Annotated in this window: 18 protein-coding genes; 5 read left to right on the top strand and 13 right to left on the bottom strand. The window is 66.6% G+C overall.

What is annotated here, in order from left to right; genetic code table 11:
- Positions 1 to 45: 45 nt before the first annotated feature.
- The 5 genes from fahA to QX010_RS10390 form a co-directional block, all read right to left on the bottom strand.
- On the bottom strand, positions 46 to 1,320 hold the full coding sequence (gene fahA, locus QX010_RS10410; protein WP_316179257.1) for a fumarylacetoacetase: 1,275 nt from the start codon (positions 1,318 to 1,320) through the stop codon (positions 46 to 48).
- Between the two features lie 161 nt (positions 1,321 to 1,481).
- Entirely contained in the window at positions 1,482 to 2,828 is a 1,347-nt protein-coding gene (gene hmgA / locus QX010_RS10405; RefSeq protein WP_316179256.1) for a homogentisate 1,2-dioxygenase, read from the bottom strand.
- The gene (locus QX010_RS10400) at positions 2,828 to 3,784 is read right to left on the bottom strand and encodes an MBL fold metallo-hydrolase (protein WP_316179254.1); all 957 of its coding nucleotides are present in this window, start codon (positions 3,782 to 3,784) and stop codon (positions 2,828 to 2,830) included. The genes hmgA and QX010_RS10400 overlap by 1 nt, the downstream gene beginning before the upstream one ends.
- Positions 3,785 to 3,811: 27 nt before the next feature.
- Complete coding sequence (locus QX010_RS10395; RefSeq protein ID WP_315801718.1) at positions 3,812 to 4,039, bottom strand: DUF2783 domain-containing protein; 228 nt, start codon at positions 4,037 to 4,039, stop codon at positions 3,812 to 3,814.
- Between the two features lie 13 nt (positions 4,040 to 4,052).
- Positions 4,053 to 5,687 (bottom strand): FAD-dependent oxidoreductase, encoded by a 1,635-nt coding sequence (locus QX010_RS10390; protein WP_316179252.1) that lies wholly within the window; start codon positions 5,685 to 5,687, stop codon positions 4,053 to 4,055.
- Positions 5,688 to 5,854: 167 nt separating this feature from the next.
- Between QX010_RS10390 and QX010_RS10385 the strand changes: the two genes are divergently transcribed.
- The gene (locus QX010_RS10385) at positions 5,855 to 6,412 is read left to right on the top strand and encodes a MarR family transcriptional regulator (protein WP_316179251.1); all 558 of its coding nucleotides are present in this window, start codon (positions 5,855 to 5,857) and stop codon (positions 6,410 to 6,412) included.
- 135 nt (positions 6,413 to 6,547) lie between these two features.
- Here QX010_RS10385 and QX010_RS10380 read toward each other — a convergent pair whose 3' ends face one another.
- The gene (locus QX010_RS10380; RefSeq protein WP_316179249.1) at positions 6,548 to 9,004 is read right to left on the bottom strand and encodes an adenylate/guanylate cyclase domain-containing protein; all 2,457 of its coding nucleotides are present in this window, start codon (positions 9,002 to 9,004) and stop codon (positions 6,548 to 6,550) included.
- A gap of 261 nt (positions 9,005 to 9,265) precedes the next feature.
- Positions 9,266 to 11,347, bottom strand: a complete 2,082-nt coding sequence (locus tag QX010_RS10375; protein WP_316179247.1) for an AsmA family protein — start codon at positions 11,345 to 11,347, stop codon at positions 9,266 to 9,268.
- Positions 11,348 to 11,559: 212 nt separating this feature from the next.
- Here QX010_RS10375 and QX010_RS10370 point away from each other — a divergent pair, with 212 nt between their 5' ends.
- Positions 11,560 to 12,234, top strand: coding sequence for a Crp/Fnr family transcriptional regulator (locus tag QX010_RS10370; protein ID WP_316179246.1), 675 nt, complete (start codon positions 11,560 to 11,562; stop codon positions 12,232 to 12,234).
- A 276-nt stretch (positions 12,235 to 12,510) separates the two neighbouring features.
- Complete coding sequence (locus tag QX010_RS10365) at positions 12,511 to 14,145, top strand: glycosyltransferase family 39 protein (RefSeq protein ID WP_316179244.1); 1,635 nt, start codon at positions 12,511 to 12,513, stop codon at positions 14,143 to 14,145.
- Between the two features lie 24 nt (positions 14,146 to 14,169).
- On the opposite strand, the gene QX010_RS10360 is transcribed toward QX010_RS10365, so the two are convergent.
- The 4 genes from QX010_RS10360 to QX010_RS10345 form a co-directional block, all read right to left on the bottom strand.
- Positions 14,170 to 17,322, bottom strand: a complete 3,153-nt coding sequence (locus QX010_RS10360) for an efflux RND transporter permease subunit (protein ID WP_316179242.1) — start codon at positions 17,320 to 17,322, stop codon at positions 14,170 to 14,172.
- The gene (locus QX010_RS10355) at positions 17,322 to 18,248 is read right to left on the bottom strand and encodes an efflux RND transporter periplasmic adaptor subunit (RefSeq protein ID WP_316179240.1); all 927 of its coding nucleotides are present in this window, start codon (positions 18,246 to 18,248) and stop codon (positions 17,322 to 17,324) included. The genes QX010_RS10360 and QX010_RS10355 overlap by 1 nt, the downstream gene beginning before the upstream one ends.
- A 160-nt stretch (positions 18,249 to 18,408) precedes the next feature.
- On the bottom strand, positions 18,409 to 19,086 hold the full coding sequence (locus QX010_RS10350; protein ID WP_316179238.1) for an OmpA family protein: 678 nt from the start codon (positions 19,084 to 19,086) through the stop codon (positions 18,409 to 18,411).
- 131 nt (positions 19,087 to 19,217) lie between these two features.
- Positions 19,218 to 20,768 carry a caspase family protein gene (locus tag QX010_RS10345; protein WP_410051941.1) on the bottom strand — a complete coding sequence of 517 codons (1,551 nt, stop codon included), beginning with the start codon at positions 20,766 to 20,768 and terminating at the stop codon, positions 19,218 to 19,220.
- 351 nt (positions 20,769 to 21,119) lie between these two features.
- On the opposite strand from QX010_RS10345, the gene QX010_RS10340 reads away from it, so the two are divergent.
- Entirely contained in the window at positions 21,120 to 21,926 is an 807-nt protein-coding gene (locus QX010_RS10340) for an N-acyl homoserine lactonase family protein (RefSeq protein WP_316179236.1), read from the top strand.
- A gap of 946 nt (positions 21,927 to 22,872) precedes the next feature.
- Here the strand turns inward: QX010_RS10340 and QX010_RS10335 are convergent.
- On the bottom strand, positions 22,873 to 23,850 hold the full coding sequence (locus tag QX010_RS10335) for a L,D-transpeptidase (RefSeq protein WP_316179235.1): 978 nt from the start codon (positions 23,848 to 23,850) through the stop codon (positions 22,873 to 22,875).
- Positions 23,851 to 24,052: 202 nt separating this feature from the next.
- Between QX010_RS10335 and QX010_RS10330 the strand changes: the two genes are divergently transcribed.
- Positions 24,053 to 24,931: an efflux RND transporter periplasmic adaptor subunit gene (locus QX010_RS10330; RefSeq protein ID WP_316179234.1), complete on the top strand. Its 879-nt coding sequence runs from the start codon at positions 24,053 to 24,055 to the stop codon at positions 24,929 to 24,931.
- Positions 24,932 to 25,306: 375 nt separating this feature from the next.
- On the opposite strand, the gene QX010_RS10325 is transcribed toward QX010_RS10330, so the two are convergent.
- Positions 25,307 to 26,167: a caspase family protein gene (locus QX010_RS10325; protein WP_316179233.1), complete on the bottom strand. Its 861-nt coding sequence runs from the start codon at positions 26,165 to 26,167 to the stop codon at positions 25,307 to 25,309.
- Positions 26,168 to 26,423 lie beyond the last annotated feature (256 nt).

The raw sequence follows: 26,423 nt of genomic DNA, 5'->3' as shown, positions 1-26,423 counted from the left end.
TCGGCCCTGCGGGCCGCCCCGGAATGACGGCAGTGGATGGGGCGGCTACTCCGCTGCGACGATCGTGCCTTCGACCTCGCCGAAGCCGACGCGATAGCCGTTGCCCTGGCACCAGCCGCGCATCACCAGCGAATCGCCGTCCTCCAGGAACGTGCGCTTCACGCCGCCGGCGAGTTCGATGGGCTCGGTGCCGTTCCAGCTGATCTCGAGCAGGCTCCCGCGCTGGTGCTTCTCCGGGCCGGAGATGGTGCCACTCCCCAGGAGATCGCCGACGCTCATGACACACCCTGACGAGGCATGGTGCATCAGCTGCTGCACGCTCGACCAGTACATGTACTTGAAATTGGTCTGCGCGATGGTCTGCGCGGCGTTGCTGCCCGACGCACGCAAGGCGACGTCCAGCGCGAGATCGTAGTTCTGCGCGGCCTTCTGCTGCAGGTAGGGCAGCGGCACCGGGTCCTGCGTTGGCCCGGCCACCCGGAACGGCTCCAGCGCCTCTGATGTCACCACCCATGGACTGATCGAGGTCGCGAACGCCTTGGCCTGGAACGGCCCGAGCGGGACGTACTCCCATTGCTGGATGTCGCGCGCGCTCCAGTCGTTGAGCAACACGAAGCCGAAGATCATCGCCTCCGCCTGCGCCTCGGTCAGCATCTCGCCGAGCGGAGATGATTGGCCGATGACGACGCCCATCTCCAGCTCGAAATCGAGCCGCTTGCACGGGCCGAAGCTCGGCACGTCGGCGCTCGGCGGCTTCAGCTGCCCGCGCGGCCGGCGCACCTTGGTGCCGGAGACGACCACGGTCGACGCGCGGCCGTTATAGCCGATCGGCATGTGCAGCCAGTTCGGCTGCAGCGCGTTGTCCTTGCCGCGGAACATGACGCCGACATTGGTGGCGTGCTCCTTCGACGAATAGAAGTCGGTGTAGCCGGCGACGTGAAACGGCAGGTGCAGGTTGACGTCGTTGCGCGGCAGCAGCGCGCGGCTGCGCAGCGGCTTGTCGTCACGCAGGCGCGGATTGTCATGGCGCAGCAGTGCGCTGATCGCCGCGCGGGTCTTCGACCACACGGCGGGGCCGAGCGCCATGAAGGCATTCAGCGAGGATTGCGCGAACACCTCATAGGCCGGCGACAGGTCGAGCAGGCCCTCATCTTCGAGCACGGAAAGATCGAGCACGAAATCGCCAATGGCGACACCGACGCGCGGCTTCGGCGAATCGGCGGCGGAGAACACGCCATAGGGCAGGTTCTGGATCGGAAAGTCCGAGGCCGGATCGGCCGGAATGAAGGAGCGGAGTGAGGGGTCGTTGGGGTGGGTCAAAATGCTTCTCCAAACCGGGTCGCCATGCCCGGGCTTGACCCGCCTGCGCGGCCGAAGCCGCTTCGGCGCGGCGAAGGCCCGGGCATCCATCTAGCCGGCGGGACGATAGACGTGGATGGCCGGGGTCAAGCCCGGCCATGACGGCATTGACATAGTTCGCGCTAAGGCCTGTTCGGATCAAACCGCTTCTCCAGTCCGTTCCAGCAATCGGCATAGTCAGGCTGCAAGGTGCCGGACTCCGCTGCGTGCCTGGTGATCCGCTGCGGGAAGCGGGTCTCGAACATGAACGCCATGGTGCCCGTCAGCTTGACCGGCTTCAGCTCGCCATTGCTGGCGTGATCGAACGCCTCGCGGTCCGGGCCGTGCGGCAGCATGCAATTGTGCAAGGACATGCCGCCCGGCACGAAGCCCTGCGGCTTGGCGTCGTAGACGCCGTAGATCAGGCCCATGAACTCCGACATGATGTTCATGTGATACCACGGCGGGCGGAAGGTGTTGTCGGCGACCATCCAGCGCTCCGGGAAGATCACGAAGTCGATGTTGGCGGTGCCCGCCGTCTCCGACGGTGAGGTCAGCACGGTGAAGATCGACGGATCGGGATGATCGAAGCCGATCGCGCCGACCGGCGAGAAGGTGCGCAGGTCGTATTTGTAGGGCGCGTAGTTGCCGTGCCAGGCGACGACGTCGATCGGAGAGTGCTTCAGCTCGGTCTTGAACAGCGCGCCGCCCCACTTCACATAGAGCTCGGTCGGGGTGTCCTTGTCCTCATACGACGCCACCGGCGTCAGGAAGTCGCGGGCATTGGCAAGGCAATTCGCGCCGATCGGGCCGCGCTCCGGCAGGGTGAAGGCGCCGCCGTAGTTCTCGCACAGATAGCCGCGCGCAGGTCCGGCCGGAATCTCGACCCGGAACTTGACGCCGCGCGGGATCACGACGATCTCGCCGGGCTCGGCATCGATGCGGCCGAACTCCGTGACGAACAACAGGCGGCCCTGCTGCAGCACGAACATCAGCTCGCCGTCGGCGTCGTAGAAGTGCTGATCGACCATCGACCTGGTGATGACGTAGACGTGCGTCGCCATGCCGGCCTGCGTCGCCGCATCGCCCGCCGTCGTCATGGTCTGCACGCCCTGCAGGAACGTCACCTCGCCCGACGGCATCGGAGTCGGATCCCAGCGCAGCTGCTGTACCGTGATCTCCTGCTCGTGGCAGGGCGCGGTGCGCCACAGCCCGGCATCGACGCGTGTGAAGCGGCCGGAATGCTTCACCGACGGACGGATGCGATACAGCCATGAGCGCTCGTTGGACCCGCGCGGCGCCGTAAACGGCGAGCCCGAGAGCTGCTCGGCATAGAGACCATAGGCGCAGCGCTGCGGCGAGTTGCGCCCGATTGGCAGCGCACCAGGCAGCGCTTCGGTCTCGAACGAATTGCCGAAGCCGGACATGTAGCCCGGCGTAACCTGCCCTGTGGCGCGGTTGAGCTGGTCAGGCGATGTGTTGACGTTCATCATCCTTCTCCTTGCAGGCGGGCCCACATCTCGCGGTCGCGCTCGGCGGTCCAAATCACGGGATCGTCGATGCCGCTGGCCTCGTCATAGGCGCGCGACACGTTGAACGGCAGGCAGTGCTCGTAGATCGCGAAGCTCGAGAACTTCGGGTCCATCACGTCGCGCGTGGCGGCCATGGATTCCTTCAGGCTGCGTCCCTTCGCGACCGACATCTCGGCCGCGCCGTACAGCGAGCTGACGAAGTCGCGCGTCATCGCGATCGCCTCGCGCACGGTGGCCTCGCCTTTCAGCGCCTCGCCGCGACCGGGCGCGATCGCCTTGGGATTGAAGTCGCGGATCTCGTTCAAGGTCGACGGCCATTCGCGCAGATAGGCGTCGCCGCAATAGCAGGCCGAATGATATTCGATGAGGTCGCCGGAGAACATCACCTCGGCGTCCGGCACCCAGGCGACGATGTCGCCGGAGGTGTGGCCGGCGCCGAGCTGGATCAGCTGCACCTCGCGCTTGCCGAGATGGATCGTCATCTCGCCTTCGAAAGTCAGCGTCGGCCAGGTCAGGCCGGGGATGCTCTCGGCGTCCTGGAACAGGCGCGGGAAGCGGCCGTATTCGGAATCCCAGTCCTGCTGGCCGCGCTCGACGATCAGCCGGCGCGTCTCCTGCGACGCGACGATGCCCTGGGCGTGATAGGCCGAAGCGCCAAGCACGCGCACCGCGTGGTAATGCGACAGCACGACATATTTGATCGGCTTGTCGGTGACGGTCTTGACGCGCTCGATCACCTTGTTGGCCATCGCCGGCGTCGCCTGCGCATCGAACACGATGCAACCGTCATCGCCGACGATCACCGCCGAGTTCGGATCGCCCTCCGCGGTGAAGGCATAGAGATCCGGGCCGATCTCGGAGAAGGTCACCTTCTTCTCGGTGAGATCCGTCGTGGATGCGAAACCTTTCGCCATCAGTTCATTCCTTGTGTGCGCGGCAGCCTATTGCTGCTGTTGTTGTTGCTGTTGACCGGCATCAGCCATGCTGCGTTTCGCCAGCGTGATCGCGTCGCGCAGGACGCCGATGTCGCCGATGTGATTGGCGAGGATCAGGACCAATGCCGCATCGAGGTCGGCGCTTTCGAGGTCCGAGAGGCCGCGATGGGCTTCGACAATGGCGCGGAAGGCATCGTCGGGCTTGGGGAAATTGGAGGCGGTCGAGAGCGTCATCGTTGCGGCTTCCTCAGTTCAGGCCGCAGGCGCGTGCGACCGCCGCCGCGATCGCGGCGCGGCTCGGGTGCCGGAAGCGCGCCGCGACATAGCCATCCGGACGCAGCAGATAGGATGTGCCGGGTTTGACACCGTAACGCTTGACCGCGAAGCCCTCGCCATCGGTGAGGCCATTCGGGTCGCCGACGCGGATGACACCGACATCGTCGGGCACGTCGATCGCCTCACCATTGGCAAACGACAGCAGCGTGAAGCGCCGGCCCTGAGCGTTGAACGCATCGGTAAGATGGAGGTGCCGTCCGTCGGCTGCCTTCAGCGGCGCATCCGGCATCGATGTCCCCGGGCGCGGTCCGGTCTCCCAGGCCTCGTCATCTTCGGTCGACAGCGGCGTCTCGTAGACCGAGGGAACCGACAGCCGGCCGCCATTGACCATGCGCTTGCCGAATTCGGTATCCCGGGCGAGCGCGAGCACCACTTTGCGCAGCCGCGCCTCCTGGTGCGAGTTCGGCGCCATGAAATCCGTCGCGCGCGTCGACTCGCGAATGTTCTCGTCGGCCGCCGCGCTTCGCTCCAGATGGTAGGTGTCGAGCAGCGCCGCGGGCGAGCTTCCGCGCAGCACGCGATCGAGCTTCCAGGCCAGATTCTCGGCATCCTCCAGCCCCGAATTGGCCCCGCGTGCGCCGAACGGCGAAACCTGATGGGCAGAGTCGCCGGCGAAGACGACGCGACCATGAATGAAGCGCTCCATGCGCCGGCACTGGAATTTATAGAGCGAGATCCACTCGAATTCGAACTGGTCATGGCCGAGCATGCGCGCGATCCGTGGCCGCACATTCTCCGGCTGCTTCTCGACGTTGGGATCGGCATAGCGGCTGAGCTGCAGGTCGATGCGCCAGACATTGTCCGGCTGCCGGTGCAACAGCGCCGAGCGTCCGGCGTGGAACGGCGGATCGAACCAGAACCAGCGCTCGGTGGGGAATTCGGCCGTCATCCTGACGTCGGCGATCAGGAACTGATCCTCGAACACCTTGCCGGAGAAGCCCGCGCCGACCATCTGGCGCAGCGAGGAGCGCGCGCCATCACAGGCGATCACATATTGCGCCGACAGCCGATACGGGCCGTCCGGCGTCTCGATCGTCAGCACCACGTGATCATTGCGCTGTTCGAGCGCGGTGACCTTGTTGCGCCAGCGCAGCGAGATCGCCGGCAGCGCGTTGACGCGATCGACCAGATAGGCCTCGGCGTAGAACTGCTGCAGGTTGATGAAGGCCGGCCGCTTGTGCCCGGGCTCCGGCAACAGGTTGAACTGATAGAGCTCGGACGGGCCGTGGAAGATGCGGCCGACGTTCCACACCACGCCCTTGTCGACCATCCGGTCGCCGACGCCGAGCCGATCCCAATATTCCAGCGAGCGCTTCGAAAAGCAGATCGCACGCGAGCCCTCGCCGATACGATCGGCATCATCGAGCACGACGACCGCATGGCCGCGCTGCGCGAGATCGATCGCGAACGACAGCCCGACGGGACCCGCACCTACGACGACGACCGGATGCGCGGCCGGCGTGGCCTGATCCTGGTCTTCGTGCCGATGATAGCCGAACTGAACCTTCGCCTGGCCCGCGCCCTGCCCCGGATTGGCCTGCACCATGGCTTGCTCGCCTTGTGGTTTTCTTGGACTTTTCGACGCGACGATTTTCGAAGCGACCGACATTTCCTCGGGCGAGGCCATCTGGCCGTCTTGCCAGATAGTCTCACCTGCAACTATTCTAAAGCCGACGGCTTCGGCCGCGTCAACTCAAAAATCGGAGCGCGATCTTGGCGAAGCCATCTCCCGCGGCGTCCAGGCAGCAGGCGAAGCCGGTCGAGGATGACCGAAATGCCGCGGTGCCGCAGGACGACGAGCGGCTCGACCTGTTCAAGTTCGCGCCATTCCGGCTCAACCGTCTGGCCGCGGAGGTCAGCGCGGCGCTCGCCGTCGAGTATCGCGAGCGCTATGGGCTCGACATTCCGGAATGGCGCGTGCTGGCGACGCTCGGCTTCCGCCGCGAGGCCTGCAGCGCGCAATATGTCGCAGCGTGCACCCGCACGCACAAATCGACCATCAGCCGGGCCGTGACGTCGCTGCTGGAGCGGCGGCTGATCGAGCGGGTCGAGAACACCGAGGATCGCCGCGAGTTCCGCCTGCGCCTGACACGGAAGGGCAAGACGCTGTACGAGGAGTTGATCCCGCGTTTGCAGCAGCGCGAGCGCGAAATCATGGCATGCCTGTCCGCCGACGAGCGCAGGACGTTCGACCGCCTGATCGGCAAGATCGAGGCGAGCCTCGACCTGATTCAGACGAGCGAGGAGGCCGACGCGAAGCAGGCCTATTAGTTGCCAAGGTGTAGAGTGGGCAAAGCGCCGCCGGAGGCGGCGCGTGCCCGCCGTTCTTCGTCGGATTGAGACGGTGGGCGCGGCGCGTGAGACTGCTGCCAAGCAACAAGCACCGCCCAGGCGCCTTTGCCCACCCTACTTGTTGGTCGCCGACGAACGCCGCGGCTCCGCTGGGACGTCCAACACGTCGATACCCTCTCCCCGCCAGCGCAAAATCTCCATCGCCAGCACCGGGTGGTTGAATCCCTTCAGATGCAGGTCGTCGATCGGCCTGGCGTCGACCGACTGTTCGACCACGCCGTAGACACGACGCGACACGATCACCTGTCCCGCCTTGGCCTCGTCGCAAAGCCGCGAGGCGAGATTGGTGACGCTGCCGATCGCGGCATATTCCAGCCGGTGCTCGAAGCCGACCTGGCCGAGCGTCGCATATCCCAGCGCAATGCCGACGCCGAACCCCAGGCTGTGGCCGCGGTTTTTCCAGCGCTCGGTCAATTGTCCGATCTCTTCGCGCATTTCGAGCGCCATCCTCACCGCGCGCGTGGTGTGGTCCTCGAACGGGATCGGCGCGTTGAACAGGATCATCACGCCGTCGCCGGCATAGCGATCGAGCGTGCCCTCATATTTGAAGATGAGCTTGCCGAGCGCGGCGTGATATTCGCGCAGCACGTTCATCGCCTCCTCGGGCTCGGTGGTCTCGGTGAACGCGGTGAAGCCGCGCAGATCGCAGAAAACGACCGTGACCTCGCGGCGGTGGCTTTCCAGCAGCGCATCGTGACCATCCGACGACGCGATGATCTGGGCCACCTGCGGCGCCAGGAAGCGCTCCAGCCGTCTGATCCGCTCGATCTCCGCGAGCTGCTTCTCGACGCGCTCCTCGAGCGACTTGTTCCACTCGCGCAGCTGCTCGGTCTGCTCGGTGAGCTTGGCGGCCTGCTGCTGCACGGTGGCGTGGGTCAGCGCCAGCTCGCGGCCCTTCTGGTCGACCTCGGTGAACAATCGCGCATTGCGCATCGCCAGCACGGCCTGGTTGGCAAATGTCCGCATCAGTCCGATCAGGTTCGGCGGGAACGTGCCGGCCGCCCGCCGAAGCACCACCAGCGCGCCGAGCACGCCCTGCTGATCGACCAGCGGCGTGAACAGCACGGCGCGGAAGCCGGCGGCGACGGCGACATCGCGCAGCGGGTGATCGGGTGCGCTTTCAAGCTCGGCGATCGCGATCGGCTCGCCGCTGCGCACGGAATCGGAGAGCAGGCTCGTGCGCTCGTCGAGCACATTGTGCGCGCCGTCCCGGTCGACGCCCTTGGCCTCCACCAGCCTGAAGCGGCGTTCCGCGGCATCGTAGGAATAGATCAGCACGGCATCGGCATGCGTGATCTCCAGCGCGCGCGCCGCCACCGTCGGCAGCACGGCATTGAGATCGAGCGAGGAGGCCACCGCGCGTCCGACCTCCTCGAGCACCTTCAGCTCATTGATCGACTGAGCGAGATCGCGCGTCCGCTCCTCGACCTTGGCTTCCAGCACGGCATAGGACTGCGCGAGCTGGCCGGCCATGCTGTTGAACTGATCGGCGAGCTCCTCCAGCTCGTCATGCGTCTTCACCTCGATGCGCTGGGCGAAGTCACCCGCGCCGAGCTTGCGCGCGCCGGCGCGCAATGCGGTGATCGGAACGAGCATGCGGCGCGCCAGCAGCGAGCCCGCGAGGATCGCCACGGCAAGACCGAGCGCGATCAACAGCGCCCCACGCAACAGCTGGTCCCGGATCGGCGCCAGCGCGTGCGCAGTGGACTGCTCGAAGAACACGGACCAGCCGAGCTTGGGGAGCGTCGCGACCGCCGAGAGCACGGCGTGCCCGGCGCTGTCCGCGCCGGAGGCCAGCGGCTGGCCATCCGGCGCGAGCACCGCCGCGACCTGCGGCAGCTTGGCGAGGTCCTGGCCGACGGCCGGCCCTTTCGCGGAGCTCGCCAGCACCTGGCCGCGCGGATCGACCACGTAGGCGGTGCCGACCTTGCCGACCTGTGCCTCGGTCATGAAGTCTTCGAGAAAGTCGAGATCGATGTCAGCCACGGTCACACCGGCATTGAAGCCGGAATGCGCGACCGAGATCGACATCATCGGCTGCGCGCCCTTGAAGGTCACGGCCGAGAAGCTGCTTCCATGCGTGACGGTGTCGGTGAAGCGCAGATCGCGCGACAGGTCGTTGCCCGAGGAGAACGAGATCGAGGTGCGCGATACCCTGAGCTGCTCGCGGCCCTGTCCGTCGAGCTGATACAACTGCCGCACGGCCGGTGCCTGACTCAGCAGCTGCACATAGTCGGCGCGGCGCAGCTCCAGCGTGTTGGCGCTCGCCCGCGTCACCCAGCTGATCTGCCGCTGCAGATCCGAGAGCGCCTGATCGATCCGCCGGGCGCTGGCGTCGGCCTTTTCGGCCATGGCGGCGGTCAGGCTCGCCTTGGTGGACTGATAGCTGATCCAGGTTTCGGTCGCGCCGTTCACGGCCAGGACGAACACGACGAGCCCGACCAGCGACACGACGTATTTGGCGAACAGGCCCTGCCGCAACGACCAGCCTCTGTTCTCGACCTCGCTCATCCGGACCCCTCACGCGCATCATCGCCGAGGTCAGCCTCGGACAAGCGCGTCCGCTGCCGTCCTCGCGGCAGCAACACCTCGGAGACGGGACCGCTCGGGTGCGAGACGATCCGTCGCCGGCATCCGTTTAGCACAGAATGGCATGCACAGCGGCGCCCACGCCGCGCGCGCTCGCGCGCCTCGTTATCGTGCGGCTGGCCCTGAATTGCATCCACCGCTCGGGGGACATCCTTCGCGGACTCGGCCGGTCGCGGTCATATATTACCTATTGAAGATGCGCTTCAGAACGTCGTTCATCGGCTGGCTGTCCTGGGCACCGTCCTGCAAGGGCTCGGCGGGAGCGGCCTCTGCCGCGCCCTGGCCGGCGTCGCCCGGAGGCCGCGAAACAGCGCCGTCCTGGGGCGCAACCAGCGTACGGCCGCGGCTCTTGGCGGGCGGCGACGCGCCCTGCAGTCCTTGCTGAATCAGATTGCCGATCGCCGATCCGAGATCGCCGCCAAGCAGGTCGGATTGGCCGGGGGCCGGGGCCTGCCCATTCGGGGCTGCCGCTGACGGCGCGCCGTTCGGACCAGCAGCACCGGTGGGCGCAGAATTTCCGATCAGGCCGCCGATGCCGTTGATCAAATTGTTCAGCCCGGCTCCGTCCTTGCCGAACAGGCCCTGGCCCATCTGCTTGAGCCTGGCGTAGGCCGCGTCCGGATTGTCCAGGATGCCGGCCATGTCGGGGTAGAAGCGCGGCTGACTCCAGGGGCCGTCGATGACGACGGGAATCCCAAGGCCGATCGGCTCCGAGGTGCGGCCCTGGCCCTCGGTCGTCATCACGAGCTTCGGCTCGACCCGCATCGCCAGCGCCCGATTGCCCAGATCGATCGTCCCCGTACCGGCGACCTTGACCAGCGGTCCGACCAAATTGAGGTCACTGGTGGCGGCCTGCCCGCGCTCGACCTGAAACGAGGCCGAGAGCTGCGTGAGATCGGTCGTCAGTTCCTTCGAATCCTGCCATCCCGACAGCGGATTGGATGTCAATGAGCGGATCATCTGCGCAACGTTGATGCCGCGGATCGCGCCGTCCTGGAACAACAGGAACGCCGAGCCGCTCAGGTTGCTCATGATCGCCTGCTGGCTGGCGCCATTGGAGCGCAAGGCGAGCTTGCCTTGCATCCGCGCATCGAGCTTGTCGAATCCGGCGACGTTAGAGAGCAGCGGCAGCGCCCGGATGCCGACGAGATCACAGTGCATCGCATAGGCCGGATTGCCCGTGGAGGCGTCGATCACGACCTCGCCACTGGCCTGCCCCTCATAGGCGCCGAGATTGGCGATGGTCGCCTTCAGCAGGCCACCGGCCAGCGAGGCTTCGAGATCGAGCGGACCGAGGCGGGCCCCGGAGAGAACGACGTCCGTCGCCGACAGCTTCACACGGGCATCGACGTAGTTGAGACCGCGCAAGTCGATTGCCGCCGTGCTCCATCCCGACGCGCCGACAGGGCCCTGCGCGGCAGGCGCTCCCAAGTCGAGCCGGCGAACGTCGAGATCGACCTTCACCAGCGGCTTGCTCGCCAGATCGACCGAGGCCCAGCCGTTGAAATCGCCATCGCCGAGCGTTCCGCTGAGACCGTTGATCATCACCACCGGGCCATTCAGGCGAACGTCGGCGCGGCCGGCAAGACCGCCGCGGAATGCATTGGCCACGTCGATCTTGAACTCGACCGGCAGGGTCTGGCGGTCAATCGGCAGCGCCGGCGCCGGCGCTGTGACGTCGAACGTGACCGGGCGGTCGCCGGCCCGGGCCGTACCCGTGATCTTGACCTTGCCATCGGACAGAGACGCCGTCGCGCCGATGCCCTCGAGACGATTCTCGACGCGGTCGCGCGGGTTGGACAGGATGACGGCGCCGTCCCTGACGGTGACCCGTTCGATCCGGGCCGCAGGCGCCGCTTCTGGCTTCGCCGAGGCACGGCTGCGCGGCGCATTATCCCGCAGCCGCTCGCGCAGCAGCGGCAGATAGAGTGTGGGCTTGTCGATGATGATCTCGCCGATGTCGGGCCGGCCGGACCACAGGCTCGACAGCGCCACGTCAGCCTGCAGCTTGCCGATCGTCAGCCGATTGTTGCCGTCCCGCTCCTTCGGATCCTGCACGGTGATGTCCGTCAGGGTTGCATGCAGCGACGGCCACAGGCTGACGCTTGCCGAGCCGGCGATGCTCAGGCGATAGCCGGTGTCACGTTCGACGCGGTCCTGGATGGCCACCGTAAGGAAGCTCGCCGGAAGTCCAAAAGCCAGCGCCAGAGCCAGCACGACGATGACGGCGCCAATCAAACCGCCTGCGATCTTCAATGCCTTCATGTCGATGTCCCAAGCGCGAGGCGCGAGCGGTCTCCACCGGTTAGCGTGCGGCAATGCCGACCCGGTTCAATCCGAAATTTTCTCGGAACGAAGACCGCTCCCAGCGCGACCAAAATAGTCGGAAGCCCGTGCGTCATTATGTGACTTATGACACACTTCCGACCGGGGGGTTTCTGTAACTGAGGCTTTGAACCATTGCCGAAGGTATAGTGATGAGCAAGCAGGCCGAATTTGCGGTCATTCTGAAGATGAACCCGATGTTCGCCGACCTCGGTGCGGACGAGTTGCAGCGAATCTCGGGCCTCTGCCACACTCAGCATCTGTCGTCGGGCGAGGTACTGTTCCAGAAGGGCGACCCCGGCAATGCCCTGTTCGGGGTGCGGCGCGGCCAGATTCGCATCGAGACCGGTGCCACTGACGGCAGCCGGCTGACGCTCAACTTCATGGGGCCCGGCGATCTGTTCGGCGAGGTCGCCGTGCTCGACGGGCAGGAGCGCACGGCGGACGCCACCGCCGGTGAAGCAACCGAGCTGTTCGTGCTCCGCCGCGAGGATTTCCTCAGTTTCCTGGAACGCGAGCCCAAGGTGGCGATCAGGATCATTCAGCTGCTGTGCCAGCGCATCCGCTGGCAGAGCGAGCGCATGGAGGAATCCGTGCTGCAGCCGCTGCCGGTGCGGCTGGCACGCCGGCTGTGCGCGCTGGCGGAGGATTTCGGCTCCGAGGTTCACATCTCGCAGGAACAGCTCGGCGTCTTCGTCGGCGCGGCGCGCGAAAGCGTGAACCGCCAGTTGCAGGCCTGGCGCAAGGACAAGATCCTGGATCTGCAACGCGGCCGCATCCTGCTGCATGACCTGACCAGGCTGAACACGATCGCACGCAACGATTAGTTGGCCGAGCGCGGCAAGCGCGCAGCGTCGTTCACCGCGAATTTGTCGATTGCGGGTCCAGTCCATGGCGGGAACTGCCCGTCGTGCATCGTTTCGTATCAGCATCGGCCAAAGATGATCGCAATTGGGCCACCACGCCTCACAATTTGCGACATGAACTCTTTTTAACAGTTCTAACAGGGTTCAATCCGGCAGCGATGAACTCCACGGGCTCGCGCACGGACGGTGCGCGGGGTGGGGCTTTGCGCGCCAGACAAGCGTGGTGGAAGCGAAGTCATGAGTCTTGCGTTGCCGGCGATCGCGATCGAGGCCAGTGGTTCGGTAGGCCGGTGGCGCAGAGCTCTCACGATCTGGATCGACGCCGTGGAGGACGGTTGGGCCGTTCCGGCCCTGATCGTCGGGTTCGTCGCGGTCTGGATGGTGTATTTCTCGGTCGCCTATCTGGGGGGCGATCTCCATCAGGATGTGATCGAGACCTGGTCGCTCGGACGCAGCTTCGACTGGGGCTCGACCAAGCATCCGCCGCTGATGGGCTGGGCCGCGCGGGCCTGGACCACCGTGTTTCCGCTGACCAACTGGTCGTTCAACCTGCTGGCGCTGACCAACGCGGCGGTCGGCCTCTGGGCCGTCGACCTCATCACCCGGCGTTTCGCGCGCGGTGACAAGCGCCTGGTCGTCCTGCTGCTGCTCATGCTGCTGCCGGTCTATCAACTGCACGCGCAACGCTTCAACGCCAACGCCGTGCTGCTGTCGAGCTGGCCGCTGGCGACCTGGTGTTTCCTGCGCTCGTTCGAGACACGTCACGTCGGCTGGGCCGTCGCGGCCGGCCTGACCGCGGCACTCGCCATGCTCGGCAAGTACTACTCGGTCTTCCTGATCGCGGGCTTTGCGGTCGCGGCGTTGTGCCACGGCGAGCGTCGGGCCTATTTCACCTCGTCCGCGCCTTGGATCGCGGCGCTGTCCGGCCTGGTCGCGCTCGCCCCCCATATCTATTGGCTCGCCACGACCGGCGCCCAGCCGTTCTCGCATGCGATCGAGCATCACGTCGGCAAGACCGCCTCGGCCGCCCTGGTCGAGGGCAGCGGCTTCCTGTTGGCGATGGCCGGCATCGCCGGTATCCCCGGCCTCATATGGCTCGCCATGACCCGGCCCCGCGCCACCCGCGTGCTGAACGATTCGCTCAGCCTCGACCCCGGACTCCGGCTGCTGGCGATGATCAGCATCGGGACCGTGGTGTTCCCCGCGCTGGTCTCGATCGTGTTCGGCACCGACATGCCGCCGCTCTGGGGCCTGCAGGGCGTCTTCCTGTTCGTCATCGTGATCGTGTGTGGCGCGAGCTATCACGCCCCCCGCGACGTCACGATCAATCTCGCCGCTGCGACGATCGCGATCGCGGCATTCGCGGCCACAGTCGTAGCGCCCTTCCATGCCTTGTACCGGAACTACGTTCCGTTGAACGAGGGCCGCGATTTCTACGAGCCGGCCGTGACCGAGCTCGACCGCCTGTGGCATACGGCGTCGAACGGAGCCCTTGTCGCCGTCGGCGGCGATGACGGCCTCGCCTTTGCCGCCGCGTTCTACAGTCCCGACCACCCGCACTATGAAATGGCGCTTGTGCACCCGCACGAGCTGCACCCTCCGTCGGAAGAGCTGACTGCGCAGGGCTGGGCGGCGCTGTGCTACGACACCGACACCTCCTGCATCTCCGGCATGCAAGCCGCGGCAGCGCAGGCGCGACGTTCGGTACGGGCCGATTTCACGCTCCGGACCAAGCTGTTCGGCCTGGAGGGCGCGAGCCAGGGCTTCGTTGCCCTGATCGTTCCGCCTGAGACCACCGCGCCAGTCGACAGCGCGCCGAACGTGGCCCACGATCTCAGCGCGCGCCGCCGTACGCCCTCGACCGCGAACTGAAACAGCACGTTCCAGCACGTCATCTCATTCCGCAGCCGGCGACATCGCCGACGGCGGCGGCTTTGGCTGATGCCCCGCCTCCGGCCCATGGCCGGACTGCGCCTCGTCGGCAGTCTCGCCGGAGGAGACGATCAGCTTGCGGCCGAGGCGGGCGAACAACGCGCCGACGTCGTCCATCACCAGGAACATCGCCGGCACGAACAAGAGCGACAGCACGGTCGAGAACACCAGGCCGCCGATCACCGCGAGCGCCATCGGCGAGCGGAACTCGCCGCCGGCACCGACCGCGAGCGCGCTCGGCATCATGCCGGCGACCATCGCGATCGTGGTCATCACGATCGGACGGGCCCGCTTCATGCCGGCGTCGATGATCGCCTCGTCGCGCCTGACACCGGCATGAATCGCTTCGACCGCGAACTCGACCAGCATGATCGCGTTCTTGGTCACGATGCCCATCAGCATCATCATGCCGATATAGACCGGGATCGTGAGCTGCTTGCCCGTCAGCATCAGCGCGCCGATCGCCCCGCCGATCGACAGCGGCAGCGAGAACAGGATCGTGATCGGCTGCAGGAAGGTGCCGAACAGCAGCACCAGCACGGCGTAGACGATCATCAGCCCTGCCGTGATCGCCGTGATGAAGCCGGACGCCAGCTCGTTCAGGCTCTCGGCATCATCCGAAGGGATCAGCTTGACGCTGGCCGGCATGCTCTTTCTGACCGGCAGCTCGTCGATCTGCCTGGTCGCATCGCCGAGCGCCGCAAGTCCGACGAGGTCGGCCGCGACGGTGGCCTGCCGCCCGCGATCGTAGCGGCTGATGCTGGTCGGGCCCTGATCGAGCTTGATATCGGCGACCACCGCCAGCGGCACACCGCCCTTTTCGCCGTACTGCCCGAGCGGCACCCGCAACTGTTCGAGGATCTTCACGTCGCTGCGCGCCGCATCCTCGAGCTGCACCCGGATCGGGACGAGGCGGCCGCCGGCATCGTATTTCGCCAGCGCGGGACCGACATCTCCGATCGTGGCGACGCGGATGGTCTGCGACAGGCTTTCTGTCGACACGCCCAGACGCGCGGCCAGGTCGGCGCGCGGCTGCACCCGCAACTCCGGCCGGTCGAGCGAGGTGTCCGACACGACGTTGGAGATGATCGGAATCCGCTTCATCTGCGACGCGAGCTCGCTGGCAACGTTGTCGACCAGCTTGGGATCCGAGCCCGTCAGCACCAGCTTGATCGGGCGCAGACCATTTTCGTCGGTGAACCAGAAGCGGATGTCCGGAATGCTCTCGAGATCCTTGGTGATCTCGAGCTCGAGCTCCTTCTGGGTGATCTTGCGCTCGGTCTTCGGCGTGTAGTTGACGATCATCCCGGCGCGGCGAACCTCCATCGCGCCCTGAAGCCGGCCGCCGTCAACGAACACGCTGCGGACCTCGGGCCGCTTGCGCAGGCGCGCGACGATGTCCTCGGTCACCTTCTCGGTGTAGGCGAGCTGCGCCCCGGGCGGCAGCTCGATCGCGAGCAGCGATCGCGCGGCGTCCTGCGCCGGCAGGAACCCCTGCGACAGCAGGGTCGTGCTCCAGATCGAGCCCGCGAAGATCCCGATGCCCAGGAGAACCGTGATGAAGTAGTGCTTCACCGACCATGTGACGATGCGCTGATACGCACGCAGGATGAAACCGGGCGGCGGATCGTCATGGTCGTGATGCTTGAGGAAGTAGGCCGCCAGCATCGGCGTGACGAAGCGCGCCGCCAGCAGCGAGAAGAACACCTGCACCGAGACGGTGATGCCGAACTGCTTGAAGAACTGTCCGGCGATGCCGGACATGAAACTGGCCGGCGCAAAGATCGCGATGATGGTGAGGCTGATCGCGATGACCGCGAGCCCGATCTCGTCCGCGGCATCGAGCGCCGCACGATAGGGCGACTTCCCCATCCGCATGTGGCGCACGATGTTCTCGATCTCGACGATGGCGTCGTCGACCAGAATGCCGGTCGACAGCGTGATCGCCAGGAACGACACCATGTTCAGCGAGAAGCCGAGAATATCCATCGCCCAGAAGGCCGGAAAGATCGACAGCGGCAGCGAGATCGCCGCGATCATCGTGGCGCGGAAGTCACGCAGGAACAGCAGCACGATGATGACGGCGAGGATCGCGCCCTCGAACAGGGTCGAGATCGCCGCTTCGTAATTGCCCTTGGTGAAATCGACCGACGTATCGATCAGCTTCAGCTCGACATCGGGATGGGCGGCTCTGACCTGGTCGATGCGCTTCTGGACCGCGGCGGCGACGACCACGTCGCTGGCACCCTTGGCGCGCTTGATGCCGAGTGCGACCACCGGCTCGCCGTTGAAGCGCGCAAAGGTGCGCCGATCAGCGATCGTGTCGGTGACCGTCCCGAGATCGGCGAGCCGGACCTCGCCGCCGCCGAACAAGGGAATCATCGTGTTGGACAGCTCGTTCAGCGTCTTGGCGCCGGCAAGCGTGCGGATCGCCTGGTCGTTCTTGCCGATCTCGGCGCGGCCGCCGGCGACGTCGACATTGGTGCCGCGCAGGCTCTGGCTGACATTGACGGCAGTAAGGCCCATGGCCTGCAGCCGGTCGGGATCGAGCGAGACCAGAATCTCGCGCTCGACGCCACCGATGCGCTCGACCTGGCTGACGCCGCGCACGCCCTGCAGCTCGCGCTTGACCACGTCGTCGACGAAGAACGACAGCTGCTCCGGGGTCTTGCCCGGCGAGATCGCCGCATAGGTGACGATCGGCAGCCCGATCTTGTCGACGCGCGAGATCAGCGGCTCGGTGACGTTCTGCGGCAGGTCGGAACGGACCCGGGTGACGGCGTCCTTGACGTCGTTGATGGCGCGATCGGTGTTGGTCTCCAGCGCAAACGTAATCGTCGTCACCGACAGGCCGTCGGTGATCAGCGACTGGATGTGGCGCGCGCCCTCGACGCCGGAGACGCCGTCCTCGATGATCTTGGTGACCTGGGATTCAAGCTCCGACGGCGCCGCGCCGAATTGCGCCACCGCGACCGAGATCACCGGAATGTCGGCGTTCGGCAGCCGGGTCACCGCGAGCTTGGTGAAGCTCATCCAGCCCAGGATCAGCAGGATGATGGAGAAGAGGATCGACGGCAGCGGGTTCCGGATCGACCATGCCGAAATATTCAGTGCCATCAGCGTACCCGCGTGCGATCGATGTCTTCGGCAAACATGGTCTTGATCTGGTCGCCATCGTGCAGCGAGCTGCCGGCGTCGGCCACCACGATTTCTCCCTCTGTCAGCCCGTCGAGGATCTCGCTCGACGTATCCGACACCAGGCCGACCCGCACCCGGCGGGTCTCGATCGTGTTGCCCTTCACGACCTGGATGGTGAGATGATCGATCGCCGTATTGGGCACGGCGACGCCGCAGCTCCGCCGGGCATCGATATTGGCGCGCGCGAACATGCCGGGCTTGAGCGACGGATTGCTGGTCAGCGCGATGCGCACATGGCCCAGCTGGGTGGTCCGGTCGACCTGCGGCGCCACCACGCGCAGGCGGCCGACAATGTCGGGAAGGTTGTCACGAGTGATGCGCACCGGCGCGCCCGTGCCGAGCTTCAGGAGATGAACGCTCGGAACCTCGGCGTCGAGCTCCAGCTCGTTGTTGACGGCGATGCGGAACATCGGGCCGGCCTGCGGCGAGGCCGGCGCACCGGCGATCGTGCGGACCTCGGTGACGAGTCCTGCGGCCGGCGCACGCAGCGACACCGGCCGGCTCGCGGCCGCTGCCGGCGCTCCCGGCTGCTGCGGCGGCGGCGTCAGGCGCGCCAGCTCCTGGTTCTCGGTGACGGTGTCGCCCTCCTTGACCAGAACGTCGATGACCCGCGATCCCTCCTGATCGGCGCCGACCACCGCCTCGCGGCGGGCCACGACGAAGCCGGTGACGCGCACGAGATCCGAGAAGCAGGCTTTCACCGCCTTGGTCACAAGCACCTGGGCCTGCATCGGCGGCTCCTCGGCAGTGTGATGGGGACGATGCTCGTACCAGTAATAGCCGGCGAACAGGGCCACGAAGACGACCGCGCTGGCTGCGGTTTTAAGGGATTTTGGCAGCTTCATCGGCAGGGGGATCCGGTCGGCGCGAGATGCGGGTTATGGATGCTGCGAATTTGGCGCGGGACGCTCCGACAAGGCGATGCGCCCCGCAATCCTGCGGGACGCATCCGGCCACCTCGATCTCCGGCCACGCGACCTCCGACGGCGCTTGATGGACGCGGCGCTACTTGGCCGCCGCCGTCTTGCTCTGCATGTTGACGACCTGGACGCGGCGGTTCACCTCGGCGAGCGGCTGGCTCGGATCCTTCAGCTTGCTCTTGCCGTAGCCCACCGTCACCAGGTCGGCGCCGGCGATGCCGAACTTCTCGACCAGATAGCGCTTGATCGAATCGGCGCGCCGCTCCGAGAGATCCTGATTGTAGGCCTCGCCACCGGCGGCATCGGTATGACCGGCGACGACGAAGGTCGACCCTTTCAGCTCGGCATTGGTCAGCGCCCGGCCCAGCGCCTGCACCGACGGCAGCGACTTCTGGCTGATGTTGGCGGAATTGTAGTCGAAGGTGATCTCGAGATCGATGTTCGGCTTGGTCTTGGCGACCGCCGCGATCTCCTCGCGCTCGGCAGTGGACAGCGATCGCGTCGAGCGGCCGCGAATGCTCTGCAGGAACTTGTCCTGCTCCGGCGAGACGGCGGGCGCGGCCTCCGACGGCGGCGACATCGACAGCCCCCGGGTCAGCGGCTTCTTCTGCCCGGCCAGGGCGCGGACGATCTGATCCTCGCTGACGTCATCGGCGGCGAAGGCCGGCATCGCGACGAGCGACGCGGCTGCGCTCAGGACCGTCGCGGCCAGGAGAGCCGTCAGGCCGGCGGTCATGGTCGAATTCGTTTTCGGTGCGGTCATTGCCAATCCCTCCTCACGCGAACTGATCGTCCCGGTCTCCGCCGCGCCCACACGCGACACCCGGCTGTTCGCTGTTATGTCGGTCCGGCCTGCCGCATGGTTCGAGGCGGCCGGCCGACGCGCGCAACAAATCAGCGCACGCCGTAAGCTTCGAACTCGCGGACGATGTTGGGGTCCATCGCCTTGGCGTTGGCGATGTCGAGCGCGCCCTCCTGCGCGGCGCCGTTACGCTGCTTGGCGAGACCTCGGCCGTACAATGATGACGTCAGACGCGGATTGATCTTCAGCGCCGCATCGAAATCGGCGATGGCGTTCTTGACCGCGCCGCTCTTGAGGTTGACCAGCCCGCGGCTGTCGAGCGCGTCCACGAAATTCGGCCGCAGCCGCAGCGCCTCGTTGCAGTCGCGCAGCGCAGGCTGCAGCTCGCCGACGACCGTGCGGGCCCAGCAGCGGTTGTTGAGCGCCTCGACGTCCTTCGGATTGATCCGGATGGTGTCGTCGAAATCGCGGATCGCCTGCGCGTAGGCGCCCTTGCTCGCATACACCTGGCCGCGCCGGTACAGCGCGCCGGCATCCTCCGGATTGGCCGCGATCTTGGCGGTCAGGCTCTTGATCGTGGGATCGTCGGCAAACGCATCCTCCGCCGGAGCAGCGGGGGCCGCGGGCGCAGCAGGCGCGGCGGGCGCCACGTTCGCGATCACGGGAGATGGCGCGGGCGCCGGCGGCGCCGGAGCAACCGGCGGTGCCGGCGGAGTATCCACCTTCTGCACCGGCGTCGGCTGCGGCGCGGGCGGAGCCGGCGGCAGCGGCGACGGCACCGGCGGCGCCACCACGACCTGCGTCGGGGTCGGCGCAGGGACAGGTGGTGCCGGAATCGGCGCGGCATTGCTCTCGGCCTGCGGCGGCCTGACGCCGCCATTGCCCGGCACGAAGGAGAAGTCCTCCGCCAGCGACGACGAGATCCACGGCACCTGCTCGCTGCGCGACGCGCGGGTTACGCCGACGCGGGTGCGGTTCAGCGTCTCCTCTGCGGTGAGGTCGGGAACGCGGATCTCCTTCAGCAGCTCCTGCACGAACAGGCTGTGATCCCGGCCGCTGTCCGACACGACGGCGGACAGCGCGGCCGAGTACATCACCAAAGTACCGCTCGGTGCGATGACCGGCGCGAGCCCAGCCGAGGCGGTGCGGAACCTGCGCTCATAGGGATTGCGCCGGGAGGCATCGAGCAGCGCGATCTTCACGCCGGCGCCGCGGCTGTTGATCTCCTGCAGCACCTGCTCGAGGCCGATGCCGTCGCGCCGCACGTCGGCCTCCTGCCAGATCTGCGCATCGACCGGGATCATGTAGCTCTGCCGGCTCGACTGGATGCCGTAGCCGGAGAAGAACAGCAGCGCCACCGAGCCCGGCTTGAGCTTGCCATAGAGCCGGTCGAGGCCGCGGCGCATCGCGTCGCCGCCGGCATTTTCCAGGGTCTCGACGCTGAAACCGTCGCGCTTCAACTCGTCGGTGAGATCGCGGGCATCGTTGACCGGTTCCTTGAGCGGCGCCTCGGCATCCGGATATTTCGCATTGCCGATGACCAGCGCGAAGCGGTCGCCGGCCGCGCGCGCGGGCCAGGAGACCACGGCCGAGAACGCGACGGAGAACATCAGGCCGAGCGGCAGCAGCAGGCGGAAAGTCATCACGATGGCGGTCCAGCGGTCAGCAATCAGGCGCCGTCCAGCTTGCGCCGCGGCGACCATATCCCACGCGTCAGGCATTATCAAATCGCCGTGACGGTCCGTCAACCGCTTGCGGCAGTTGAAGAATCGTCTGAGGCGGCAACCGCCCGCAGGAGCCTGTTGCGAGCTGCTTGCCATGACACGAGCGGACCATGCAACGATCCCGATGTGTTGAAATGTGAGATGCCTCACGCTGTGTCGCGGCAGCGCACCGTCCGGTTCGACGGGCACCGCGATTGACCTCGATGCGATTGACCTCGATGCCTGCCGATGGCTCGATGGCTGCCGTGCCCAACCAACGAGAAGGCCATCATGGGGAACGCCACCGAGATCTACGCGCTGCGCTATGCAACGATGTCGCCGCGCACGCCGCACATGAACTTCCTGCAGCCCGACCCGCACGACAGCACGGCGCAGGATCTCGACTATTTCGTGTGGCTGATCCGCACTGACGGTCGCGACATCCTGGTCGACACCGGCTTCAACGCCGCGGAGGCCGAGATCCGCCACCGCACCCTGACGCGCGATCCGATCGATGCGCTCGCGTCCTTCGGCGTCGCGGCCGCCGATATCCGCGACATCATCGTGACCCATCTGCACTACGATCACGCCGGCAATCTCGACCGCTTCCCGAACGCGCGCTTTCATCTGCAGGAGCGCGAGATGGCCTATGCCACGGGCCGCTGCATGTGCAACGGCATGCTGCGCTACCCGTTCACGGTCGAGCACGTCACCACCATGGTGCGCCACGTCTATGGCGACCGCGTCACCTTCCACGCCGGCGACGGCGAGGTCGCGCCCGGCGTCACCGTGCACCGGGTCGGCGGGCATTCCGACGGGCTGCAGGTGGTGCGCGTCGACACCGCGCGCGGCCCCGTCGTGCTCGCCTCCGACGCCGCGCATTACTACGCCAATCTGCAGCGCCGTAGCCCGTTTCCGATCGTCTACAACATCGGCGACATGGCGCAGGGCTGGGAGATCATCGAACGCCTCGCCGGCCATCCGGATCGATTCATCCCAGGGCACGATCCGCTGGTGACCGAGTTGTATCCTCGCGTGAGCGACAAGCTCGACGTCTATGCGCTGCATGTCGCACCGTCGCGGTCGTTTGCGACGTAGCGGCGGAGACCTGTTCTTCTGATGTAATTGTCAAACAGCCCACGCGGTTGCAGGTCCGCGGTCTCGCGGCGCGTTTTGCGTTCGAGCTGTGATCATCGGGACACCCTCTTTTGTGAGAGGGCGCAGGGAGAGCCAGGCCTCGGCTGAGGCCTGCGGCCCGCCTGCGAGAAAAAATGCAGGCGGCAGAACCACAGGTACAGCCGGAACGACCCGGCCCTCCCTGCGCGATGGCTTTACGATTTATACGCAGTCTCCCCGGTGACCGGCTTGTTTGCCACCGTGGCGACAACGCGCGCATCACGCACGTTGCGCGGACCTCAGCGTCGGGAGGTCAGGACCCTGCGACTTCACCGTCCGCGGCATGGCGTACGTCGGCATGCTTTGAGCACGCTGCCCCATCTCGCGGCCATCGCATCCCACCCCAACGCGTCGTGACGTTCGCGCAGCGCCCCTCTTCAATGAGGCGGGACGGGCGGAAATTTCCACCTGATTTGCCCGACGGCGCAAGGGAATTCTTTTTATCGGAATATCTGGACAAGCCCGATCGGCTTGGCATTACTCGTTAAATTCGCCGCGGCGCGCAGGAAAGACGATGCGGCCGGTAGGGTGGGCAAAGGCGCTGGCACGTCCTCGCGACACGCACGATGGCTGCGCGCTTTGCCCACCATACGCGGTGAATTGGTCGTTGCAGCGATGCTGCTGTACTCCGCCACTCGCCGTCCCGAGCAAGTAGCGACGCGCGATCGCGTGGTTGCGATGCCGACCCGAGACTCATACGCGGCGGCGGTCGCGATGGGCGAACTGTCAATGACCGGCCTGCCTCAAACCGCTCCCTGGGGTTATGGGTCCCGGCGTTCGCCGGGATGACGGCGGTGGGTGTGGATCGAGCCGGGTCACGTCGTTCGGCCGGGATGATGGCGTAGCTTCGCCAGGCAACGGTGCCCGCTCAATGCAGCTCCACCTTCGCCTTCTTCGACAGGTGGTCGCCGAGGAAGCGCACGTCCCAATTGGTCAGACGGACGCAGCCGTGCGATTCCGATTTGCCGACCTTGGACGGCTCGGCGGTGCCGTGGATGCCGTAGCCGTCGCCGACCGACAGGCCGATCCAATAGGCGCCGACCGGATTGTTCGGGCCGGGCTTGATGGTGAACGGCTTGCGCGACTTGACGCCCTTGAACTCGTAGTCCGGATTGTAGCGGTAGTTGGGATCGGCATCGCGCGAGGTGACCTTGAAGGTGCCGTCGGGCGTCGGTTTCTCCTCGCTGCCGACGGTGGCCGGAAACACCGCCACCAGCCTGCCGTCCTTGTCGAATGCCTGCACCGTGCCAACGTCCTTGCTGATGTCGAGCCGCATGATCTCCGGCGCCTTCTCGTCCGGCCGGATCACGTTGGCGACGGCGATCTGCTCGCCCTCCTTGTCGAAGCTGGCCTTCGGGTTCAGCGCCGACAGCAGCTGTTCGCTCATGTGGAATTTCTCGGCCAGCGCCTCGCGCGGCGACGTGTAGCCGAGCGCCGGCAGGTCCTTCATGTCCTCCATGTGCTGCGGCAGCTTCTTCAGGAACGGCCCTTTCACATCGTCGCGGGTGATGGTGTAGGAGACGATCGCCGGCGCCTGGTCGCCGCGCAGCAGCGCGTCCCACAGCTCGGGCGTCAGCTTCGCATCACCGGCAAGCCCCTTGGCGCGCGCGAACGCGGCGAGCGCCGTGCGCGCATTGTCGCCGAAGCGGCCGTCGATCTCGCCGGGCGAGATACGCGCGCGATCGAGCAGCACCTGGGCGCGGATCGCCACCGGGTCCATCTTCTCCTCGGCCGGCGGCCGCTTGCGCAGCTCGGCGCCGTTGACGGCGTCGGCGGTGAGCTCGGCGGAGACCGCCGGCGTGACGAGGGCGGCGCAGAGCAGAAGTGGTATCCAGAGCCGAAGCATGATCGTGAGTCCCAAATAGAGATGGCCGACATTCGGCAGCGTCAACGTGGACCCTGCCGAGAAAGTTCGGGGGTCCTCCGCTGAACGTCGCAGCATGCTGGCGCGACTACCAGGGACGCGGGTCGGCTGGCCCGGCGGCTGCACGTCTGCTATCCCGACTTCAGCCGTTCAATTGACGTGAGTTCGCGAGGATCGGTTTCGCATGCGACATGCCGCAATTGCCACGATGCGCCGGATGCCGCTATTGGCCGCGGCCGGCGTGCTGGCCCTGATGCAGCCGGCGCTGGCAGCCGACGACAGCGCGCCGAAGGGCGCCGCGGTCAGCGTGCTCAAGGCGACCAAGGCCTGCTTCGACAACACGGTCGAGGTGTCCGGCATGGTGCTGGCGCGCAACGAGACCGCCGTCAGGCCCGACCGTCCCGGACTGAAGGTCGCGGAGGTGCTGGTCGATGCCGGCGACAGCGTCACGGCCGGACAGAACCTGGCGCGGCTGACGCCGCCGGAGGGCGGCACGATCATGATCCAGGCGCCGGTCGCGGGCACCATCCTGTCGTCGAGCGCCACCATCGGCGCCTTCGCCTCCGGTCGCGGCGAGGCGCTGTTCTCCATTCTCGCCCGCAACGAATATGATCTCGTCGGCCTGGTGCCATCAGCGCAGCTCGGCAAGCTCGCGGTCAACCAGACCGCGCGGATCCGCATCGTCGGGGCCGGCGAGGTCGAGGGCAAGATCCGAAGGGTGGCGCCGACCGTCGAGCCGAACAGCCAGCTCGGCCAAGCCTTCATCGGCATCAACGGCACGGCGCGGCTGCTGGTGAATTCGTTCGGCCGCGCCGTGATCAAGATCGGCCAGAGCTGCGGCGTCGCGGTGCCGCTGACCGCCGTGCTGTACGATCCGGACGGCACCGTGGTGCAGGTGGTGCGCGCCCAGCGCATCGAGACCAAGCGGGTCGAGATCGGCCTGATGGCCGGCGGCCAGGTCGAGATCCGCGACGGCCTCGCCGAGGGCGACGTCGTCGTCACCCGCGCCGGCGCGCTGCTGCGCGAGGGCGACCCGGTGCGGCCGGTGATGGCGAGCAATTGAGGGCGGCGGCCGAGTCCTGCGGGACGGATGAAATGGGCAGGTCGCGCCAGTGGCGGTCGGCTCCCCTCCCCCTTGCGGGGAGGGGTCGGGGGTGGGGGTTCTCCGAGTCGCGCTCGACGTGATTTGCGAGCCCGCTCCTGGGAGGGTTTCAGCGATCCAAGGCAGCGCCATGCGGGAGGATCGCTCCCGCATCCGCCAAAGCAGGATGTTTGCAGCGAAGGCTCAAGCCAACGACGCGCAGCGCCCGTGGACCTCCACCCCCGACCCCTCCCCGCAAGGGGGAGGGGAGCTGACCGTCAGCTTGGTGAGAGGGGGGCAAACGCTCAGGCGCTCTGAGCGTCAGACGCGTTGAACGAGAGATGGAAACCCCAGGCCTCAGCTGCCGGCGTTGGCGACGTCGGCGCTGAAGCGGATGTCCTCGACCAGGGAGGACGACACCATCGGCACCTGCTCGCCGTCGGAGCTGCGCGCGATGGCGTTGCGGGTCTTGTTGAACACGGTCTCGGCGCTCGGGCTCTTGCCGAGCTGGTTGAGCAGCTCGCCGACCAGCACGCTGTTCTGGCCCTTCGGATCGTCCAGCACCTTGCCCGGCGTCGCCGACGACAGGATCAGCGCATTGGCCGGTGCGTTGATCGGCGCGAGGCCGTGCGAATAGGCGCGGAAGCGGCGTTCATAGGGATTGCGGCGGGAGGCGTCGATCACCACCAGCTTGGCGCGCGCGCCCTGCTCGCGGACCGTATCGAGCAGACGCTCGATGCTGGTCCCCTCGCGGCGCACGTCGGATTCCCGCCAGATCTTGGCGTCGACCGGGATCATGTAGCTCTCGCGTCCCGCCTGGATGGCGTAGCCGCCGAAGAACAGCATCACGACCGAGTCGGGCTTGATCCTGGCCTTGAGGCGCTCGACCGCGCGGGTCATGTCGTCCTTATTGGCATCCTCGACGACATCGACATCGAAGCCGTCGCGGCGCAGCGCGCCGGTCAGCGCGCGGGCATCGTTGATCGGCTGGACGAGCGGCGCATTCGCATCGGGATAGTGACCATTGCCGATGACGAGCGCGAGGCGCGCGCCGTTGCCGGTCGCCACGCTGCTCTGCTCGGAGGCGGCCGCCTTGGGCGCCTCGAGCGAACGCTTGTTGAGGGCAGCATGCGCGCCGATCGCGAGCGACACCGTGCAGAGAAGCGCGGCGGCGATCACGGCCGATCGGCGGGAAAGAGAAGGCTGCCTTGCGGTCATCACGTCAATCCTGGTCCGAGCCTGCCCGTCGATGCCAAAGGGGTGCACCCTTTGGTCGCGCTGGCGCCTCTGAGGTTTGAGGGGTTGCGAGACGATGTGTCGTCCCAATGCGCGCAAATTGCGGCGCCGCAACGAAGAAAGGATTAACCCGAACGAGCACCCAGGGCAACATCGGAACACCATTGACTTTTCAAGCACTTGAAGAGAAACGCAAATTTAACCATGGCGGCGATCTCCAAACGGCCCTGGGCGGACC

Source organism: Bradyrhizobium sp. SZCCHNRI1009, assembly GCF_032487575.1.
Taxonomy (GTDB): domain Bacteria; phylum Pseudomonadota; class Alphaproteobacteria; order Rhizobiales; family Xanthobacteraceae; genus Bradyrhizobium.
This window is presented reverse-complemented; position numbering and strand designations above follow the sequence as displayed.

Bases quoted from the DNA above. Each gene is read 5' to 3' on its own strand.
- hmgA (WP_316179256.1), bottom strand. From the start codon at position 2,828: ATGAACGTCAACACATCGCCTGACCAGCTCAACCGCGCCACAGGGCAG.
- QX010_RS10400 (WP_316179254.1), bottom strand. From the start codon at position 3,784: ATGGCGAAAGGTTTCGCATCCACGACGGATCTCACCGAGAAGAAGGTG.
- QX010_RS10395 (WP_315801718.1), bottom strand. From the start codon at position 4,039: ATGACGCTCTCGACCGCCTCCAATTTCCCCAAGCCCGACGATGCCTTC.
- QX010_RS10390 (WP_316179252.1), bottom strand. From the start codon at position 5,687: ATGGTGCAGGCCAATCCGGGGCAGGGCGCGGGCCAGGCGAAGGTTCAG.
- QX010_RS10380 (WP_316179249.1), bottom strand. From the start codon at position 9,004: ATGAGCGAGGTCGAGAACAGAGGCTGGTCGTTGCGGCAGGGCCTGTTC.
- QX010_RS10375 (WP_316179247.1), bottom strand. From the start codon at position 11,347: ATGAAGGCATTGAAGATCGCAGGCGGTTTGATTGGCGCCGTCATCGTC.
- QX010_RS10370 (WP_316179246.1), top strand. From the start codon at position 11,560: ATGAGCAAGCAGGCCGAATTTGCGGTCATTCTGAAGATGAACCCGATG.
- QX010_RS10365 (WP_316179244.1), top strand. From the start codon at position 12,511: ATGAGTCTTGCGTTGCCGGCGATCGCGATCGAGGCCAGTGGTTCGGTA.
- QX010_RS10360 (WP_316179242.1), bottom strand. From the start codon at position 17,322: ATGGCACTGAATATTTCGGCATGGTCGATCCGGAACCCGCTGCCGTCG.
- QX010_RS10355 (WP_316179240.1), bottom strand. From the start codon at position 18,248: ATGAAGCTGCCAAAATCCCTTAAAACCGCAGCCAGCGCGGTCGTCTTC.
- QX010_RS10350 (WP_316179238.1), bottom strand. From the start codon at position 19,086: ATGACCGCACCGAAAACGAATTCGACCATGACCGCCGGCCTGACGGCT.
- QX010_RS10345 (WP_410051941.1), bottom strand. From the start codon at position 20,768: ATGACTTTCCGCCTGCTGCTGCCGCTCGGCCTGATGTTCTCCGTCGCG.
- QX010_RS10340 (WP_316179236.1), top strand. From the start codon at position 21,120: ATGGGGAACGCCACCGAGATCTACGCGCTGCGCTATGCAACGATGTCG.
- QX010_RS10335 (WP_316179235.1), bottom strand. From the start codon at position 23,850: ATGCTTCGGCTCTGGATACCACTTCTGCTCTGCGCCGCCCTCGTCACG.
- QX010_RS10330 (WP_316179234.1), top strand. From the start codon at position 24,053: ATGCGACATGCCGCAATTGCCACGATGCGCCGGATGCCGCTATTGGCC.
- QX010_RS10325 (WP_316179233.1), bottom strand. From the start codon at position 26,167: ATGACCGCAAGGCAGCCTTCTCTTTCCCGCCGATCGGCCGTGATCGCC.